General features: G+C 56.3%; 14 protein-coding genes. 11 read left to right on the forward strand and 3 right to left on the reverse strand.

The window, feature by feature from the left end; all coding sequences use genetic code 11:
• Positions 1–190: 190 nt before the first annotated feature.
• The 11 genes from rimP to mtr all read left to right on the forward strand — a co-directional run bounded on the left by rimP (position 191) and on the right by mtr (position 13609).
• Complete coding sequence (gene rimP, locus LPQ25_RS02730) at positions 191–643, forward strand: ribosome maturation factor RimP (protein WP_002918364.1); 453 nt, start codon at positions 191–193, stop codon at positions 641–643.
• Positions 644–670: 27 nt separating this feature from the next.
• Positions 671–2158, forward strand: a complete 1488-nt coding sequence (gene nusA / locus LPQ25_RS02735) for a transcription termination factor NusA (protein ID WP_002918252.1) — start codon at positions 671–673, stop codon at positions 2156–2158.
• A gap of 24 nt (positions 2159–2182) precedes the next feature.
• The gene (gene infB, locus LPQ25_RS02740) at positions 2183–4873 is read left to right on the forward strand and encodes a translation initiation factor IF-2 (protein ID WP_002918250.1); all 2691 of its coding nucleotides are present in this window, start codon (positions 2183–2185) and stop codon (positions 4871–4873) included.
• Between the two features lie 102 nt (positions 4874–4975).
• Complete coding sequence (rbfA, locus tag LPQ25_RS02745) at positions 4976–5377, forward strand: 30S ribosome-binding factor RbfA (protein WP_002918248.1); 402 nt, start codon at positions 4976–4978, stop codon at positions 5375–5377.
• Positions 5377–6321, forward strand: coding sequence for a tRNA pseudouridine(55) synthase TruB (truB, locus tag LPQ25_RS02750; RefSeq protein ID WP_004144892.1), 945 nt, complete (start codon positions 5377–5379; stop codon positions 6319–6321). Before rbfA ends, truB begins: the two co-directional genes overlap by 1 nt.
• A 148-nt stretch (positions 6322–6469) precedes the next feature.
• Positions 6470–6739, forward strand: coding sequence for a 30S ribosomal protein S15 (gene rpsO / locus LPQ25_RS02755; RefSeq protein WP_002918244.1), 270 nt, complete (start codon positions 6470–6472; stop codon positions 6737–6739).
• Between the two features lie 242 nt (positions 6740–6981).
• Positions 6982–9117, forward strand: a complete 2136-nt coding sequence (pnp, locus tag LPQ25_RS02760) for a polyribonucleotide nucleotidyltransferase (RefSeq protein WP_004150944.1) — start codon at positions 6982–6984, stop codon at positions 9115–9117.
• Between the two features lie 109 nt (positions 9118–9226).
• A complete protein-coding gene (gene nlpI, locus LPQ25_RS02765; protein ID WP_002918241.1) occupies positions 9227–10111 on the forward strand; it encodes a lipoprotein NlpI in 885 nt (294 codons plus the stop codon).
• Between the two features lie 104 nt (positions 10112–10215).
• A complete protein-coding gene (gene yrbN / locus LPQ25_RS02770; RefSeq protein WP_085903200.1) occupies positions 10216–10296 on the forward strand; it encodes a protein YrbN in 81 nt (26 codons plus the stop codon).
• On the forward strand, positions 10289–12220 hold the full coding sequence (gene deaD / locus LPQ25_RS02775) for an ATP-dependent RNA helicase DeaD (RefSeq protein WP_004150943.1): 1932 nt from the start codon (positions 10289–10291) through the stop codon (positions 12218–12220). The genes yrbN and deaD overlap by 8 nt, the downstream gene beginning before the upstream one ends.
• Positions 12221–12364: 144 nt before the next feature.
• Positions 12365–13609: a tryptophan permease gene (mtr, locus tag LPQ25_RS02780; protein ID WP_014906873.1), complete on the forward strand. Its 1245-nt coding sequence runs from the start codon at positions 12365–12367 to the stop codon at positions 13607–13609.
• Positions 13610–13653: 44 nt separating this feature from the next.
• Here the strand turns inward: mtr and LPQ25_RS02785 are convergent, their stop codons facing one another.
• The 3 genes from LPQ25_RS02785 to ubiU all read right to left on the reverse strand — a co-directional run bounded on the left by LPQ25_RS02785 (position 13654) and on the right by ubiU (position 16684).
• Positions 13654–14661: a luciferase-like monooxygenase gene (locus LPQ25_RS02785; RefSeq protein ID WP_004144889.1), complete on the reverse strand. Its 1008-nt coding sequence runs from the start codon at positions 14659–14661 to the stop codon at positions 13654–13656.
• A gap of 143 nt (positions 14662–14804) precedes the next feature.
• On the reverse strand, positions 14805–15683 hold the full coding sequence (locus LPQ25_RS02790) for a U32 family peptidase (protein WP_002918233.1): 879 nt from the start codon (positions 15681–15683) through the stop codon (positions 14805–14807).
• Positions 15684–15688: 5 nt separating this feature from the next.
• A complete protein-coding gene (ubiU, locus tag LPQ25_RS02795; protein ID WP_014906874.1) occupies positions 15689–16684 on the reverse strand; it encodes a ubiquinone anaerobic biosynthesis protein UbiU in 996 nt (331 codons plus the stop codon).
• Positions 16685–16702 lie beyond the last annotated feature (18 nt).

Consider the following 16702-nt stretch of genomic DNA (forward strand, 5'->3'; position numbering starts at 1 on the left):
TTTCAAATATACTGTGAGGACTAGGTGTCCTTCGTAGCCGAATTTGAAAGAATTCTTGCGGAAGGTGTTCCAGATCGCCATGGCGATCTCAGGGTTCAGTTATCTAAAGCCCCGATTTATCGGGGTTTTTTGTTATCTGACTTCAGAATAACTGGGCTATACGCCCTTTTTTTATGTCTTGGGGGTGGGTTTGTCCACATTAGAGCAAAAATTGACAGAGATGCTCACTGCGCCGGTTGAAGCGCTTGGCTTTGAGCTGGTCGGCATCGAATTTATTCGCGGTCGCACATCCACACTGCGCATCTATATTGATAGTGAAGATGGCATCAACGTTGATGATTGTGCTGATGTGAGCCACCAGGTAAGCGCCGTCATGGATGTCGAAGACCCGATCACTGTCGCTTACAACCTGGAAGTCTCTTCGCCTGGTCTTGACCGTCCGATGTTCACCGCCGAACACTATCAACGTTTCACCGGCGAAGAAGTTGCGCTGGTGCTGCGCATGGCGGTTCAGAACCGCCGCAAATGGCAGGGCATTATCAAAGCGGTAGACGGTGAGATGATCACGGTAACCGTCGAAGGCAAAGATGAAGTGTTCGCGCTGAGTAACATCCAGAAGGCGAACCTGGTTCCCCACTTTTAACAGTCTGGATTGAGGTGAAAGGCCCCGATGAACAAAGAAATTTTGGCTGTTGTTGAAGCCGTTTCCAACGAAAAAGCGCTGCCGCGTGAGAAAATTTTCGAAGCGCTGGAAAGCGCGCTGGCAACGGCCACCAAGAAAAAATACGAACAAGAGATCGACGTTCGCGTTGAAATCGACCGCAAGAGCGGCGATTTCGATACCTTCCGTCGTTGGCTGGTTGTAGAAGAAGTCACCCAGCCAACGCGCGAGATCACGCTGGAAGCAGCGCGTTTCGAAGATGAAAGCATGAACGTCGGCGACTATGTCGAAGATCAGATCGAATCTGTTACCTTCGACCGTATCACCACCCAGACCGCTAAGCAGGTTATCGTGCAGAAAGTCCGCGAAGCCGAGCGCGCGATGGTGGTTGATCAGTTCCGCGAGCACGAAGGTGAGATCATCACCGGCGTGGTGAAAAAAGTGAACCGCGACAATATCACACTGGATCTGGGTAACAACGCTGAAGCCGTGATCCTGCGTGAAGATATGCTGCCGCGTGAAAACTTCCGTCCGGGCGACCGCATTCGCGGCGTACTGTATGCTGTCCGTCCGGAAGCGCGTGGCGCCCAGCTGTTCGTCACCCGTTCCAAACCTGAGATGCTGATCGAACTGTTCCGCATCGAAGTGCCGGAAATCGGTGAAGAAGTGCTGGAGATCAAAGCGGCGGCTCGCGATCCGGGCTCTCGTGCCAAAATCGCGGTGAAAACCAACGACAAGCGCATCGACCCGGTTGGCGCTTGCGTCGGTATGCGCGGTGCGCGTGTGCAGGCCGTGTCGACTGAGCTGGGTGGTGAACGCATCGATATCGTCCTGTGGGATGATAACCCGGCGCAGTTCGTGATTAACGCTATGGCGCCGGCAGACGTCGCGTCCATCGTGGTGGATGAAGATAAACACACCATGGATATCGCGGTAGAAGCGGGCAACCTGGCGCAGGCGATCGGCCGTAACGGTCAGAACGTCCGCCTGGCTTCACAGCTCAGCGGCTGGGAACTCAACGTCATGACCGTTGACGATCTGCAGGCTAAGCACCAGGCGGAAGCGCATGCCGCTATCGATACCTTCACCAAATATCTTGATATTGATGAAGATTTCGCGACAGTGCTGGTTGAAGAAGGATTCTCCTCGCTGGAAGAGCTGGCCTATGTGCCGATGAAAGAACTGCTGGAAATCGACGGTCTGGATGAAGCCACCGTTGAAGCACTTCGTGAGCGTGCGAAAAACGCACTGACTACGCTGGCGCTGGCTCAGGAAGAAAGCCTGGGAGATAACAAACCTGCCGATGATCTGTTGAATCTCGAAGGTCTGGATCGTGCCCTGGCATTCAAACTGGCTGCCCGTGGTGTTTGTACGCTGGAAGATCTCGCCGAGCAGGGCGTTGATGACCTGGCTGATATCGAAGGGATGACCGACGAGAAAGCTGGCGAGCTCATCATGGCCGCTCGCAACATTTGTTGGTTCGGCGACGAAGCGTAATAAACTGTAGCAGGAAGGAACAGCATGACAGATGTGACTATTAAAGCGCTGGCCTCAGAGATTCAGACCTCTGTGGATCGCCTGATACAGCAATTTGCTGACGCAGGCATCCGCAAATCGGCTGATGATTCTGTGACCTCGCAAGAGAAACAAACTTTGTTGACGCACCTGAACCGTGAACACGGCTCGGCGCCAGACAAGCTGACGTTACAGCGTAAGACGCGCAGTACGTTAAATATTCCAGGTACCGGTGGAAAGAGTAAATCGGTACAAATCGAAGTCCGCAAGAAACGCACCTTTGTGAAACGCGATCCGCAAGAGGCTGAACGCCTGGCCGCGGAAGAGCAGGCGCAGCGTGAAGCGGAAGAGCAGGCCCGTCGTGAAGCTGAAGAAGCAGCGAAACGCGAGGCGCAATTAAAAGCTGAACGTGAGGCCGCAGAACAAGCTAAACGTGAAGTCGCTGATAAAGCGAAACGTGAAGCTGCGGAAAAAGACAAAGTGAGCAATCAACATACCGACGAAATGACCAAAACCGCCCAGGCTGAAAAGATCCGTCGCGAGAACGAAGCCGCGGAATTGAAGCGCAAATCGGAAGAAGAAGCACGCCGCAAACTTGAAGAAGAAGCGCGCCGTGTAGCGGAAGAAGCACGCCGTATGGCTGAAGAAAACGAAAAAAATTGGTCTGAAACCTCAGACAGCCCGGAAGATAGCAGCGACTATCACGTCACCACATCACAGCATGCTCGTCAGGCTGAAGATGATAACGATCGTGAAGTCGAAGGCGGTCGCGGCCGTAGCCGTAGCAGCAAAGCGGCTCGTCCGGCGAAGAAAGGCAACAAACACGCTGAATCGAAAGCTGATCGTGAAGAAGCCCGCGCGGCCGTGCGCGGCGGTAAAGGCGGTAAGCACCGTAAAGGTTCCGCTCTGCAGCAGGGCTTCCAGAAGCCAGCGCAGGCCGTTAACCGTGACGTCGTAATCGGCGAAACCATCACCGTTGGCGAACTGGCTAACAAGATGGCGGTGAAAGGTTCTCAGGTCATCAAAGCGATGATGAAGCTGGGCGCCATGGCGACCATCAACCAGGTCATCGACCAGGAAACCGCACAGCTGGTTGCCGAAGAGATGGGCCACAAAGTTATCCTGCGTCGTGAAAACGAACTGGAAGAAGCCGTAATGAGCGACCGTGACACCGGCGCGGCGGCTGAACCGCGCGCACCGGTCGTGACCATTATGGGTCACGTTGACCACGGTAAAACCTCGCTGCTGGACTACATTCGTTCTACCAAGGTTGCCTCCGGCGAAGCGGGTGGTATTACCCAGCACATCGGTGCTTACCACGTCGAAACCGACAACGGCATGATCACCTTCCTGGATACCCCGGGCCACGCCGCGTTTACCTCCATGCGTGCTCGTGGCGCGCAGGCGACGGATATCGTGGTTCTGGTGGTGGCGGCAGACGACGGCGTGATGCCGCAGACTATCGAAGCTATCCAGCACGCTAAAGCGGCGCAGGTACCGGTGGTAGTGGCGGTGAACAAGATCGATAAGCCAGAAGCCGATCCGGATCGCGTGAAGAACGAACTGTCCCAGTACGGCATCCTGCCGGAAGAGTGGGGCGGCGAGAGCCAGTTCGTCCACGTTTCCGCGAAAGCGGGTACCGGCATCGACGACCTGCTGGACGCGATCCTGCTGCAGGCTGAAGTTCTTGAGCTGAAAGCGGTCCGCAACGGTATGGCGAGCGGCGCGGTCATCGAATCCTTCCTTGATAAAGGTCGTGGTCCGGTAGCTACCGTTCTGGTTCGCGAAGGTACTCTGCACAAGGGCGACATTGTTCTGTGCGGCTTCGAATATGGCCGTGTGCGCGCGATGCGTGACGAACTGGGTCGCGAAGTGCTGGAAGCGGGTCCGTCCATTCCGGTGGAAATCCTCGGCCTGTCCGGTGTGCCGGCTGCCGGTGATGAAGTGACCGTAGTGCGTGACGAGAAAAAAGCGCGTGAAGTGGCGCTGTATCGTCAGGGCAAATTCCGTGAAGTTAAGCTGGCGCGTCAGCAGAAATCTAAACTGGAAAACATGTTCGCTAACATGACCGAAGGCGAAGTTCACGAAGTGAACATCGTACTGAAAGCGGACGTACAGGGTTCTGTCGAAGCGATTTCCGATTCCTTACTGAAACTGTCTACCGACGAAGTGAAAGTGAAGATCATCGGTTCCGGCGTAGGTGGTATCACCGAAACCGACGCTACCCTGGCAGCAGCATCCAACGCGATTCTGGTTGGCTTCAACGTTCGTGCCGATGCCTCTGCGCGTAAAGTTATCGAAGCGGAAAGCCTGGATCTGCGTTACTACTCCGTCATCTATAACCTGATCGACGAAGTGAAAGCGGCGATGAGCGGCATGCTGTCTCCGGAACTGAAACAGCAGATCATCGGTCTGGCTGAAGTGCGTGATGTCTTCAAATCGCCGAAATTCGGCGCCATCGCGGGCTGTATGGTTACCGAAGGGACGATCAAACGTCACAACCCAATCCGCGTTCTGCGTGACAACGTGGTTATCTATGAAGGCGAGCTGGAATCCCTGCGCCGCTTCAAAGATGACGTTAACGAAGTCCGTAACGGCATGGAATGTGGTATCGGCGTGAAGAACTACAACGACGTTCGCGTTGGCGATATGATCGAAGTGTTCGAAATCATCGAAATCCAGCGTAGCATCGATTAATCATTTGATGGCTAAGCAGCCGGGGAAGCGAAGCGCCACCCGGCAATCATTTTAAAAAGGGGCTTTTGGCCCCTTTTTTGTCTTTATTCTGGAGAACTTATTATGGCGAAAGAATTTGGTCGCCCGCAGCGTGTGGCCCAGGAGATGCAAAAAGAGATTGCCATCATCCTGCAGCGTGAAATTAAAGATCCGCGTCTGGGCATGATGACCACCGTTTCCGGTGTGGAAATGTCCCGTGACCTGGCCTATGCCAAGGTGTATGTCACCTTCCTTAACGACAAAGATGAAGCCGCGGTGAAAGCGGGCATCAAAGCGCTGCAGGAAGCTTCTGGCTTTATCCGCTCTCTGCTGGGGAAAGCGATGCGTCTGCGCATCGTACCGGAACTGACTTTCTTCTACGACAACTCACTGGTGGAAGGGATGCGTATGTCCAACCTTGTCACCAGCGTGGTGAAACACGACGATGAGCGTCGTGTGAACCCGGACGACAGCAAGGAGGACTGATGAGTCGTCCTCGTCGTCGCGGCCGCGACGTGCATGGCGTATTGTTGCTGGACAAGCCTCAGGGCGCCTCCAGTAACGATGTGCTGCAAAAAGTAAAACGTATTTATAACGCCAACCGCGCCGGGCATACCGGCGCGCTGGATCCGCTGGCGACCGGTATGCTGCCGATCTGCCTTGGCGAAGCGACCAAGTTTTCCCAGTATCTGCTGGACTCCGATAAGCGTTACCGCGTGATCGCCAAACTTGGCCAGCGCACGGATACCTCCGATGCCGACGGTCAGGTGGTGGAAGAGCGCCCGCTGACTTTTAGCGACGAACAGCTGGCGGCGGCGCTGGACAGCTTCCGCGGCGAGACGCAGCAGGTGCCGTCGATGTATTCGGCGCTGAAATATCAGGGCAAGAAGCTATACGAATATGCTCGCCAGGGTATTGAAGTTCCGCGGGAAGCCCGGCCGATAACCGTCTATGAGCTGCTGTTTATTCGCCGCGAAGGCGATGAGCTGGAGCTGGAGATCCACTGCTCGAAAGGCACCTACATCCGGACGATTATCGATGATTTAGGTGAGAAGCTCGGCTGCGGCGCGCACGTGATTTTCCTGCGTCGCCTGGCGGTAAGCAAATACCCGGTCGAGCGGATGGTGACCCTCGAGCAGCTGCAGGCGCTGGTCGATGAGGCGGCGGCGCAGGATATTCCTGCCGCTCAGTTGCTTGATCCGCTGCTGATGCCGATGGACAGCCCGGCCTCGGATTACCCGCTGGTTAATATTCCAGAAACCTCCGCAGTCTACTTTAAGAACGGCAACCCGGTACGTCAGTCAGGCGCGCCGCTTAACGGGCTGGTGCGGGTGATGGAGAGCGAGTCCGGCAAGTTTCTCGGCATGGGCGAAATTGACGATGAAGGCCGCGTGGCCCCGCGTCGTCTGGTGGTGGAATACCCGGCGTAAGCGCTTTTCTTGCGATAAAAGCCTGCTACGAGTAGAATATCGCCGCTTAACGTCCGCTAACGTGTTTTAACATTTTCGGGCGTTGCATCAGGGGTCGCTGAATTAGAGATCGGCACCCTTTCTTTCTTTTAATTTTTGGAGTTATAAAATGTCTCTAAGCGTTGAAGCTAAAGCAAAAATCGTTTCTGAGTTTGGTCGTGGCGAAAACGACAGCGGTTCTACCGAAGTTCAGGTTGCACTGCTGACCGCACAGATCAACCACCTGCAGGGCCACTTTGCAGAGCACAAAAAAGATCACCACAGCCGTCGTGGTCTGCTGCGCATGGTTTCTCAGCGTCGTAAACTGCTCGACTACCTGAAACGTAAAGATGTTGCCCGTTACTCTGCGCTGATTGAGCGTCTGGGTCTGCGTCGCTAATTCTGCGAGTTTCAGAAAAAGGGGCCTGACGGCCCCTTTTTTCGACCGGGCGGCAGCAATTCATTCAAAACTCATGTATTGTTGCTAGTAATGATCTTCATGCAGAGGTTCGCGCGGCTAATGAGAGGCTTCATCCGCAGGGGCGGGTAAAGGTTGTCATTAGTCGCGAGGATGCAGAAGATCGGGTCAATAGACGCTATGTCGTGGATATGGCGTGATTTATAGATAAAAAGGATAGAATTTTGCTTAATCCGATCGTTCGTAAATTCCAGTACGGCCAGCATACCGTGACCCTGGAAACCGGCATGATGGCGCGCCAGGCAACGGCCGCTGTGATGGTTAGCATGGATGACACTGCGGTATTCGTTACCGTTGTGGGTCAGAAAAAAGCGAAGCCAGGCCAGGACTTTTTCCCGCTGACCGTTAACTACCAGGAGCGTACCTACGCTGCCGGTAAAATCCCGGGTGGTTTCTTCCGTCGTGAAGGCCGTCCAAGCGAAGGCGAAACCCTGATCGCGCGTCTGATTGACCGCCCGGTTCGCCCGCTGTTCCCGGAAGGCTTCGTTAACGAAGTTCAGGTTATCGCTACCGTCGTTTCCGTTAACCCGCAGGTTAACCCAGACATCGTCGCGATGATCGGTGCTTCCGCTGCGCTGTCGCTGTCTGGTATTCCGTTCAATGGCCCAATCGGCGCTGCGCGCGTGGGTTACATCAACGACCAGTACGTACTGAACCCAACCCAGGAAGAACTGAAGTCCAGCAAACTGGACCTGGTGGTTGCCGGTACCGAAGCGGCCGTGCTGATGGTGGAATCCGAAGCGGAACTGCTGAGCGAAGACCAGATGCTGGGCGCGGTGGTCTTCGGCCACGAGCAGCAGCAGATTGTTATTCAGAACATCAACGACCTGGTGAAAGAAGCCGGTAAACCGCGTTGGGACTGGCAGCCGGAAGCGGTCAACGAAGCGCTGAACGCGCGCGTGGCTGCGCTGGCTGAATCCCGTCTGAGCGATGCTTACCGTATCACCGACAAACAAGAGCGTTACGCTCAGGTTGACGTGATCAAATCTGAAACCATCGCCACGCTGGTTGCTGAAGATGAAACCCTGGACGCTAACGAGCTGGGTGAAATCCTGCACGCCATCGAGAAAAATGTGGTTCGTAGCCGCGTACTGGCCGGCGAGCCGCGTATCGATGGCCGTGAAAAAGATATGATCCGTGGTCTGGACGTTCGTACCGGCGTTCTGCCGCGTACTCACGGTTCCGCGCTGTTCACCCGTGGCGAAACGCAGGCGCTGGTTACCGCGACTCTGGGTACCGCACGCGATGCGCAGAACATCGACGAACTGATGGGCGAGCGCACCGACTCCTTCCTGTTCCACTACAACTTCCCTCCGTACTCCGTAGGCGAAACTGGCATGGTGGGGTCTCCGAAGCGTCGTGAAATCGGTCACGGTCGTCTGGCGAAGCGCGGCGTACTGGCCGTGATGCCGACTATTGAAGAATTCCCGTACACCGTGCGCGTGGTATCGGAAATCACCGAATCTAACGGTTCCTCTTCCATGGCTTCCGTCTGCGGCGCCTCTCTGGCGCTGATGGACGCCGGCGTGCCGGTAAAAGCCGCTGTGGCGGGTATCGCAATGGGTCTGGTGAAAGAAGGCGACAACTTCGTCGTGCTGTCTGACATCCTCGGTGACGAAGACCACCTCGGCGATATGGACTTCAAAGTTGCGGGTTCCCGCGACGGTATCTCTGCGCTGCAGATGGATATCAAAATTGAAGGTATCACCAAAGAAATCATGCAGGTTGCATTGAACCAGGCTAAAGGTGCGCGTCTGCACATCCTGGGCGTGATGGAGCAGGCGATTAACGCGCCGCGCGGCGATATCTCTGAATTCGCACCGCGTATCCACACCATCAAGATCAACCCGGACAAGATCAAAGACGTTATCGGTAAAGGCGGTTCTGTTATCCGTGCCCTGACCGAAGAGACCGGTACTACCATCGAGATCGAAGATGACGGTACCGTGAAGATCGCAGCGACCGACGGCGACAAAGCGCAGCATGCTATCCGTCGTATCGAAGAGATCACCGCTGAGATCGAAGTTGGCCGCATCTACAATGGTAAAGTGACCCGTATCGTTGACTTTGGCGCATTCGTTGCCATCGGCGGCGGTAAAGAAGGTCTGGTTCACATCTCGCAGATCGCTGACAAGCGCGTTGAGAAAGTGACTGACTACCTGCAGATGGGTCAGGAAGTACCGGTTAAGGTTCTGGAAGTTGACCGCCAGGGCCGTGTCCGTCTGAGCATTAAAGAAGCAACTGAACAGACTCCGTCTGCCGCAGCGCCGGAAGCTCCGGCTGCCGAGCAGGGCGAGTAAGGTTGCCGTTAGCCCTCCCGCTTTTGCGGAGGGCGTTTTACGGGCAGGACGCCTCGTTTGCAGCCGGGGAACAGGACGTTCATCCAATCGTTGTCTTCGGGAGTGGGAAATGAAGCCTTTTTTGCGCTGGTGTTTCGTGGCGACAGCTCTCACGCTGGCAGGATGCAGTAGCACCGCCTGGCGTAAGGACGCCGTCCTCGCAGTACCATTGCAACCGACTTTACAGCAAGAAGTGATTCTGGCACGCATGGAACAAATTCTTGCCAGTCGGGCTTTATCCGATGACGAACGCGCACAGCTTTTATATGAGCGCGGAGTGTTGTATGATAGTCTCGGTCTGAGGGCACTTGCGCGAAATGATTTTTCACAAGCGCTGGCAATCCGACCCGATATGCCGGAAGTATTCAATTACTTAGGCATTTACTTAACGCAGGCAGGCAATTTTGATGCTGCCTATGAAGCGTTTGATTCTGTACTTGAGCTTGATCCAACTTACAACTACGCGCACTTGAACCGCGGTATCGCCCTGTATTACGGCGGCCGGGCTAAGTTAGCGCAAGATGATCTGCTGGCGTTTTATCAAGACGATCCCAATGATCCTTTCCGTAGCCTGTGGCTTTATATCGCCGAGCGTAAACTCGACGAGAAGCGGGCGCTTGAAGCACTCAGAGAGCGCTTAAACAAGTCGGATAAAGAGCAATGGGGATGGAACATTGTCGAGTTCTACCTTGGCGACATTAGCGAAAAAGAGCTGATGACTCGTCTGAAGGCAGACGCAACGGATAACACCTCGCTCGCTGAGCATCTCAGTGAAACCAACTTCTATTTAGGTAAGTACTACCTAAGTCTGGGGGACAAGGACAGCGCTACGGCACTGTTCAAACTGGCGGTCGCCAACAACGTACACAACTACGTTGAGCACCGATACGCATTGTTGGAATTATCGCTCTTGGGCCAGGAGCAAGATGACCTGGCAGAATCGGACCAGCAATAGCTGACGAACACATCAGCCCATAGTTTTTTGCTTGCCATCACCTTCGCGGGTGAGGGCGTTGTTGTTCGTTAATACACCTACTTTGAGCCGGTTCACACTTTTCAATGAAAATTACCGTAAATTTTCACGATGAGTTATGTAGACTGGCCGCCATTAATTTTGAGGCACACGTACTACATGGCTGAATTCGAAACCACTTTTGCAGATCTGGGCCTGAAGGCTCCTATCCTTGAAGCGCTCACCGATCTGGGTTACGAAAAACCATCTCCGATCCAGGCTGAGTGCATTCCGCATCTGCTGGACGGCCGCGACGTTCTGGGTATGGCCCAGACCGGTAGCGGTAAAACCGCAGCATTCTCTTTACCGCTGCTGAACAACATCGATCCTGAGCTGAGAGCACCGCAGATTCTGGTGCTGGCGCCGACCCGCGAGCTGGCGGTACAGGTTGCTGAAGCAATGACGGAATTCTCTAAACATATGCGCGGCGTGAACGTGGTTGCCCTGTATGGCGGCCAGCGTTATGACGTGCAGCTGCGCGCCCTGCGTCAGGGTCCGCAGATCGTCGTCGGTACCCCGGGTCGTCTGCTGGACCACCTTAAGCGCGGCACCCTGGACCTCTCCAAACTGAGCGGCCTGGTACTGGATGAAGCAGATGAAATGCTGCGCATGGGCTTTATCGAAGACGTAGAAACCATTATGGCGCAGATCCCGGAAGGGCATCAGACCGCGCTGTTCTCCGCCACCATGCCGGAAGCTATCCGTCGCATTACCCGTCGCTTTATGAAAGAGCCGCAGGAAGTGCGCATTCAGTCCAGCGTGACGACTCGCCCGGATATCAGCCAGAGCTACTGGACTGCCTACGGCATGCGTAAAAACGAAGCGCTGGTGCGTTTCCTGGAAGCGGAAGACTTTGATGCGGCGATTATCTTCGTCCGTACCAAAAACGCGACCCTGGAAGTAGCTGAAGCGCTGGAGCGTAATGGCTACAACAGCGCGGCGCTGAACGGCGACATGAACCAGGCGCTGCGTGAGCAGACTCTGGAACGCCTGAAAGATGGTCGTCTGGATATCCTGATTGCGACTGACGTTGCGGCCCGTGGCCTGGACGTTGAGCGTATCAGCCTGGTGGTGAACTACGACATCCCAATGGATTCTGAATCCTACGTTCACCGTATCGGCCGTACTGGTCGTGCCGGTCGTGCTGGCCGCGCGCTGCTGTTCGTTGAGAACCGCGAGCGTCGTCTGCTGCGCAACATCGAACGCACCATGAAGCTGACCATTCCTGAAGTGGAACTGCCTAACGCGGAGCTGCTGAGCAAGCGTCGTCTGGAAAAATTCGCCGCGAAAGTTCAGCAGCAGCTGGAAAGCAGCGATCTGGATCAGTACCGTGCACTGCTGGCGAAAATCCAGCCGACGGCGGAAGGTGAAGAGCTGGACGTGGAAACGCTGGCTGCTGCGCTGCTGAAGATGGCTCAGGGCGAACGTTCGCTGATCGTTCCGCCGGACGCGCCGATGCGTCCACGTCGTGAATTCCGCGATCGTGACGATCGTTTCGACCGTCGTGGCGACCGTAATGATCGCGGCCCGCGCGGCGATCGCGAAGATCGTCCGAAGCGTGAGCGTCGTGACGTGGGTGACATGGAGCTGTATCGCATTGAAGTGGGTCGCGATGACGGCGTTGAAGTGCGTCATATCGTTGGCGCGATCGCCAATGAAGGCGATATCAGCAGCCGTTACATCGGTAACATCAAGCTGTTCGCTTCTCACTCCACCATTGAGCTGCCGAAAGGGATGCCGGGCGAAGTGCTGCAGCACTTTACTCGTACCCGTATCCTGAACAAGCCGATGAACATGCAGCTGCTGGGCGATGCGCAGCCGCGCACCGAACGTCGTGGCGGCGGTGAGCGTCGCGAAGGCGGCCGTGGCTTCGGCGGCGAGCGTCGTGAAGGCGGCCGTGGCTTCGGTGGCGAACGTCGTGAAGGCGGTCGTGGTGAAGGACGTCGTTTCAGCGGCGAACGTCGTGAAGGCCGTGCGCCGCGTCGTGACGATGCATCCGCGCCGCGCCGCGATGACTCAGCCGGTCGCCGTCGCTTCGGTGGCGATGCGTAATCAACGCCGCCCGCTAGCGTAAACTAAATAATACAGCCCCGATCGTCATGATTGGGGCTTTTTTTATTCCCTTTGTACTCGTGTACTGGTACAGTGCGTCATGCTCAACGTGAGCGAAGTATTTTCGACTGGAGAATTCGGTAAATGGCGACACTAACCACTACGGCAACCCGTCCGTCTCTGTTTGGCGGCGTGGTGATTATCGGCGGCACGATTATCGGCGCGGGCATGTTCTCGCTGCCGGTGGTGATGTCCGGCGCGTGGTTTTTCTGGTCGCTGGCGGCGCTGGTCTTCACCTGGTTCTGCATGCTGCACTCCGGTTTGATGATCCTCGAGGCCAATCTTAACTACCGCATCGGCTCCAGCTTCGACACCATTACCAAAGACCTGCTCGGCAGGGGCTGGAACCTGGTGAACGGTGTATCAATCGCCTTTGTGCTCTATATCCTGACCTACGCCTATATTTCGGCGAGCGGTTCGATCCTCCACCACACCTTCAGTGAACTGTCGCTGAAGGTGCCGGCGCGCGCGGCGGGCTTCGGCTTTGCGCTGCTGGTGGCGTTTATCGTCTGGATGAGCACCAAAGCGGTGAGCCGCATGACGGCTATCGTACTGGGCGCTAAGGTGATCACCTTCTTCCTGACCTTCGGTAGCCTGCTCGGGCACGTCGAGCCGACGACGCTATTTAACGTTGCGGAGAAGAATGCCTCCTATGCGCCATACCTGCTGATGACGCTCCCGTTCTGCCTGGCCTCGTTTGGCTATCACGGCAACGTGCCGAGCCTGATGAAATACTACGGAAAAGATCCGCGCACCATCATCCGCTGCTTAACCTACGGTACGCTGCTGGCGCTGGGTCTGTACGTGGTCTGGCTGCTGGTGACGATGGGCAATATCCCGCGTCCGCAGTTTATCGACATCGCGCAGAAGGGCGGCAACATTGATGTGCTGGTGCAGGCGCTGAGCGGCGTGCTGAATAGTCGGAGTCTGGATCTGCTGCTGGTGGTGTTCTCGAACTTTGCTGTCGCCAGTTCGTTCCTCGGCGTGACGCTGGGGCTGTTCGACTACCTGGCGGATCTGTTTGGCTTTGACGATAGCGCGATGGGACGCTTTAAAACCGCGCTGCTGACCTTTATCCCGCCGATGATTGGCGGACTGGTCAAACCCGATGGTTTCCTCTACGCCATCGGCTATGCTGGCCTGGCGGCGACGATCTGGGCGGCGATTGTACCGGCGCTGCTGGCTCGCGCCTCACGCAAACGCTTCGGCAGCCCACAGTTCCGCGTTTGGGGCGGAACGCCAATGATTGTGCTGATCCTGCTCTTTGGCCTCGGCAATGCGGTTGTACATATCCTGTCGAGCGTCAATCTGCTGCCGGTTTATCAGTAAAGCTATTGCCCGGTGGCGCGACGTCCACCGGGCTGACGTGTGTGTTACCCCAACAGCTCCTCTTTCACCTGCATCGCTAAATCGAAAGAATGCAGACGCGCCTGGTGGTCGAAGATCTGGCCATTGACCATGATTTCGTCCGCCTCGGTTTCACGCAGAATCGACTCTAGCCCATGGCGGACTTTAGTTTTATCGCCGACCAGCGACATGCTCAGTGCCTGCTGCACACCATACTGCTCGGACGCTGACCACAGCTGATGCATATTTTCCACCGGCGGCGGCAACTGCCCGGTCTCGCCGCGACGCAGCTTCACAAACGCCTGCTGCATGGAGGTGAAGAGAAACTCCGCATCGCGGTTGCTGTCGGCGGCGATGATATTGATACACACCATCGCGTACGGTTTTTCCAGCCGCGCCGAAGGTTTGAAATTGCTGCGATACAGATGCAGGGCCTGGAACAACATATCCGGCGCGAAGTGCGAGGCGAAGGCAAACGGCAGGCCGAGTTGCGCCGCCAGTTGCGCGCTATAGAGGCTTGAGCCCAGCAGCCATACTGGAATGCGCTCCCCGTAGCCGGGAACCGGGCGCACGTGCGGGTTCGGATCGCGGGCGTCAAACCAGTCCACCAGTTCCGCTACATCGCGCGGGAAATTATCGACATCGCCGCTCATATGGCGACGCAGGGCGCGCATGGTCGGCTGATCGCTGCCCGGCGCGCGGCCAAGGCCGAGGTCGATCCGCCCGGGGTAAAGGGTGTTCAGGGTGCCGAACTGCTCAGCTATCACCAGTGGAGAGTGGTTAGGCAGCATCACGCCGCCGGACCCGAGATGCAGGGTGGTGGTGTTGGCGGCGAGATAGCCAATCAGCACCGAGGTCGCTGCGCTGGCAATGCCGACCATATTATGGTGCTCCGCCAGCCAGTAGCGATGATAGCCGCGCGATTCGGCCAGCTGGGCGAGATCCAGAGAGTGGGTAAAAGCTTCTTTGGCAGAAGATCCTTGCGGGATCGGCGCCAGATCGAGCACCGAGAATGGAACAGATTTGTCAGTCATAAAGGCTCACTTTGCTACAGCATCGTCATCAGATTGAAGGTCTTCTTCCAGCCTGGCGCATCCTGGACGCGCCAGCCAGAAAAGCTGCATCTTTAATAATGCATTAAAATCTGAGCACTGTTGTTAACAAAGTGAGCGGTTTATCAGGCCTGAAGCACCAGTCCTGGCAATCGTTTCCAGTAGCCGTTGCAATCGCTATTGCTGGTGAGATCCAGCGGCGCAGCGCCGTTTTCGTTGGCGCGGAAGGCCTCGAGCATGGCGAAGGTCTCGTTGCCCATCGGCGACAGGCGCACCATATCCACCAGGCCGTGCATGGAGGTCAGCTCATTGCCCAGGTTATAGACGTAGCCGCTCATGGTCTGAATACCATTGAGCACGAACACCTGCTGGTTCTCCTGCGACAGCATGCTGCGCCCGGTAGGGTACTTGATGCAGCAGGTTTCGCACTCGTCCTTTGGCCGGTCTTCCGAGCGGGCGGTAAAGCAGCGCGCGGAATAAGCCAGCGGCAGATGGCCGTAGCTCAGCACTTCGACTTCAAACTGGTTGCGGATACCCAGCTCTTCGCACTGGGTCAGTAAATTAGCCAGCCAGTCGCGGGAGAGTTCCACCGGCATGCACCAGCGCACCATGCCCTGTTTCCGCAGCAGGCGCAGGGTAACGGCGTTGTAGCAGTTCAGCGCATGCCCGGCGACGAATGGTAGCTTGCGTTCGGCGCAGAGATTTACCACGCCCAAATCACTGGCCTCAATCAGAAATTCGCCGTTATCGACATAGCGCTTCAGCTCGCCCAGTTCAGAAGAGGCCTGCACCAGCGCGAGAGTGGAGAGCACCACCTGCTTGCCGCTAGCGGCCAGCGTTTTCGCCATTTCGATCCAGTCGCCAACTTTGGTGGCGCGGCGTTTGCTGCATACCGCTTCGCCGAGATAAATGGTGTCGGCGCTGCAGTTTGCCGCCTGCTGGTAAAAATCTTCCAGCGTCTCTTTTGGCCAGTAGTACAGCACCGGCCCTAATGAATATTTCATGTTTCTCACTGCCATTTACGGTGATAAGCGCCAAGGGTAGTTTGTGTCCCCTCGGACATGGCGCCCAGGATCTCCATCCAGGCGGACTGCGGTACGAAATTCTGCGGATCGGCTTTGCAGCGATCGATCGCCTGGCGCCAGACTTTCGCCACCTGGGTCACGTAAGCCGGGCTGCGCTGACGGCCTTCGATTTTCACCGAGGCGATATTGGCGGCCATCAATTCCGGCAACAGTTCCAGGGTGTTGAGGCTGGTGGGCTCCTCCAGCGCGTGATAGCGCTCGCCATCAACCAGGTAGCGGCCTTTGCACAGCGTCGGATAACCGGCATTTTCGCCATCCTGATAACGGTCAATCAGCACTTCATTGAGACGCGATTCCAGCCCCTGCGGCGTTTGCTGCCAGCGTACGAAGCGGGCAGGCGAACAGGCGCCGACGGTGTTGGGCGATTCGCCGGTCAGGTAGGAAGAGAGATAGCAGCGGCCTTCCGCCATGATGCACAGGCTGCCGAAGGCGAAGACTTCCAGCGGCACCGGCGTGGCGCGGGCCAACTGTTTCACCTGATGAATAGACAACACGCGCGGCAGTACGACGCGCGCGACGTCGAAGTTGCGATGATAGAAGCGAATGGCCTCTTCATTGGTGGCGGAAGCCTGCACCGAAACGTGACGCTCAATGTGTGGGTAACGTTCCGCAGCGTACTCCAGCATGGCGATATCGGCCAGAATGAGCGCATCGGCGCCCAGTTGAGCGGCCATATCCACTGCTCGCTGCCAGCGGGCGTAGCCGTCGGGATGAGCGAAGGTATTGATGGCGATATGCAGCTTACGACGGTGCTGATGCACAAAGCTGACGGCTTCCTGCAGTTTCTTTTCGGTGAAATTAAGGCCGGCAAAGTGGCGGGCGTTGGTATCATCTTTCAGCCCGATATAGACGGCATCGGCGCCGTTTTCGATGGCCGCCTTAAGCGCCGGAAGGTTACCGGCTGGGCAGAGCAGCTCCATAATTTTTCCTGAAAAATG

The organism is Klebsiella sp. KPN54798, assembly GCF_021184225.1.
GTDB classification, from domain to species: domain Bacteria; phylum Pseudomonadota; class Gammaproteobacteria; order Enterobacterales; family Enterobacteriaceae; genus Klebsiella; species Klebsiella pneumoniae.

What these genes read in the sequence shown, in the direction of transcription:
- nusA (WP_002918252.1), top strand. Translation starts at nt 671, where the DNA reads ATGAACAAAGAAATTTTGGCTGTTGTTGAAGCCGTTTCCAACGAAAAA.
- infB (WP_002918250.1), top strand. Translation starts at nt 2,183, where the DNA reads ATGACAGATGTGACTATTAAAGCGCTGGCCTCAGAGATTCAGACCTCT.
- rbfA (WP_002918248.1), top strand. Translation starts at nt 4,976, where the DNA reads ATGGCGAAAGAATTTGGTCGCCCGCAGCGTGTGGCCCAGGAGATGCAA.
- truB (WP_004144892.1), top strand. Translation starts at nt 5,377, where the DNA reads ATGAGTCGTCCTCGTCGTCGCGGCCGCGACGTGCATGGCGTATTGTTG.
- rpsO (WP_002918244.1), top strand. Translation starts at nt 6,470, where the DNA reads ATGTCTCTAAGCGTTGAAGCTAAAGCAAAAATCGTTTCTGAGTTTGGT.
- nlpI (WP_002918241.1), top strand. Translation starts at nt 9,227, where the DNA reads ATGAAGCCTTTTTTGCGCTGGTGTTTCGTGGCGACAGCTCTCACGCTG.
- yrbN (WP_085903200.1), top strand. Translation starts at nt 10,216, where the DNA reads ATGAAAATTACCGTAAATTTTCACGATGAGTTATGTAGACTGGCCGCC.
- deaD (WP_004150943.1), top strand. Translation starts at nt 10,289, where the DNA reads ATGGCTGAATTCGAAACCACTTTTGCAGATCTGGGCCTGAAGGCTCCT.
- mtr (WP_014906873.1), top strand. Translation starts at nt 12,365, where the DNA reads ATGGCGACACTAACCACTACGGCAACCCGTCCGTCTCTGTTTGGCGGC.
- LPQ25_RS02785 (WP_004144889.1), bottom strand. Translation starts at nt 14,661, where the DNA reads ATGACTGACAAATCTGTTCCATTCTCGGTGCTCGATCTGGCGCCGATC.
- LPQ25_RS02790 (WP_002918233.1), bottom strand. Translation starts at nt 15,683, where the DNA reads ATGAAATATTCATTAGGGCCGGTGCTGTACTACTGGCCAAAAGAGACG.
- ubiU (WP_014906874.1), bottom strand. Translation starts at nt 16,684, where the DNA reads ATGGAGCTGCTCTGCCCAGCCGGTAACCTTCCGGCGCTTAAGGCGGCC.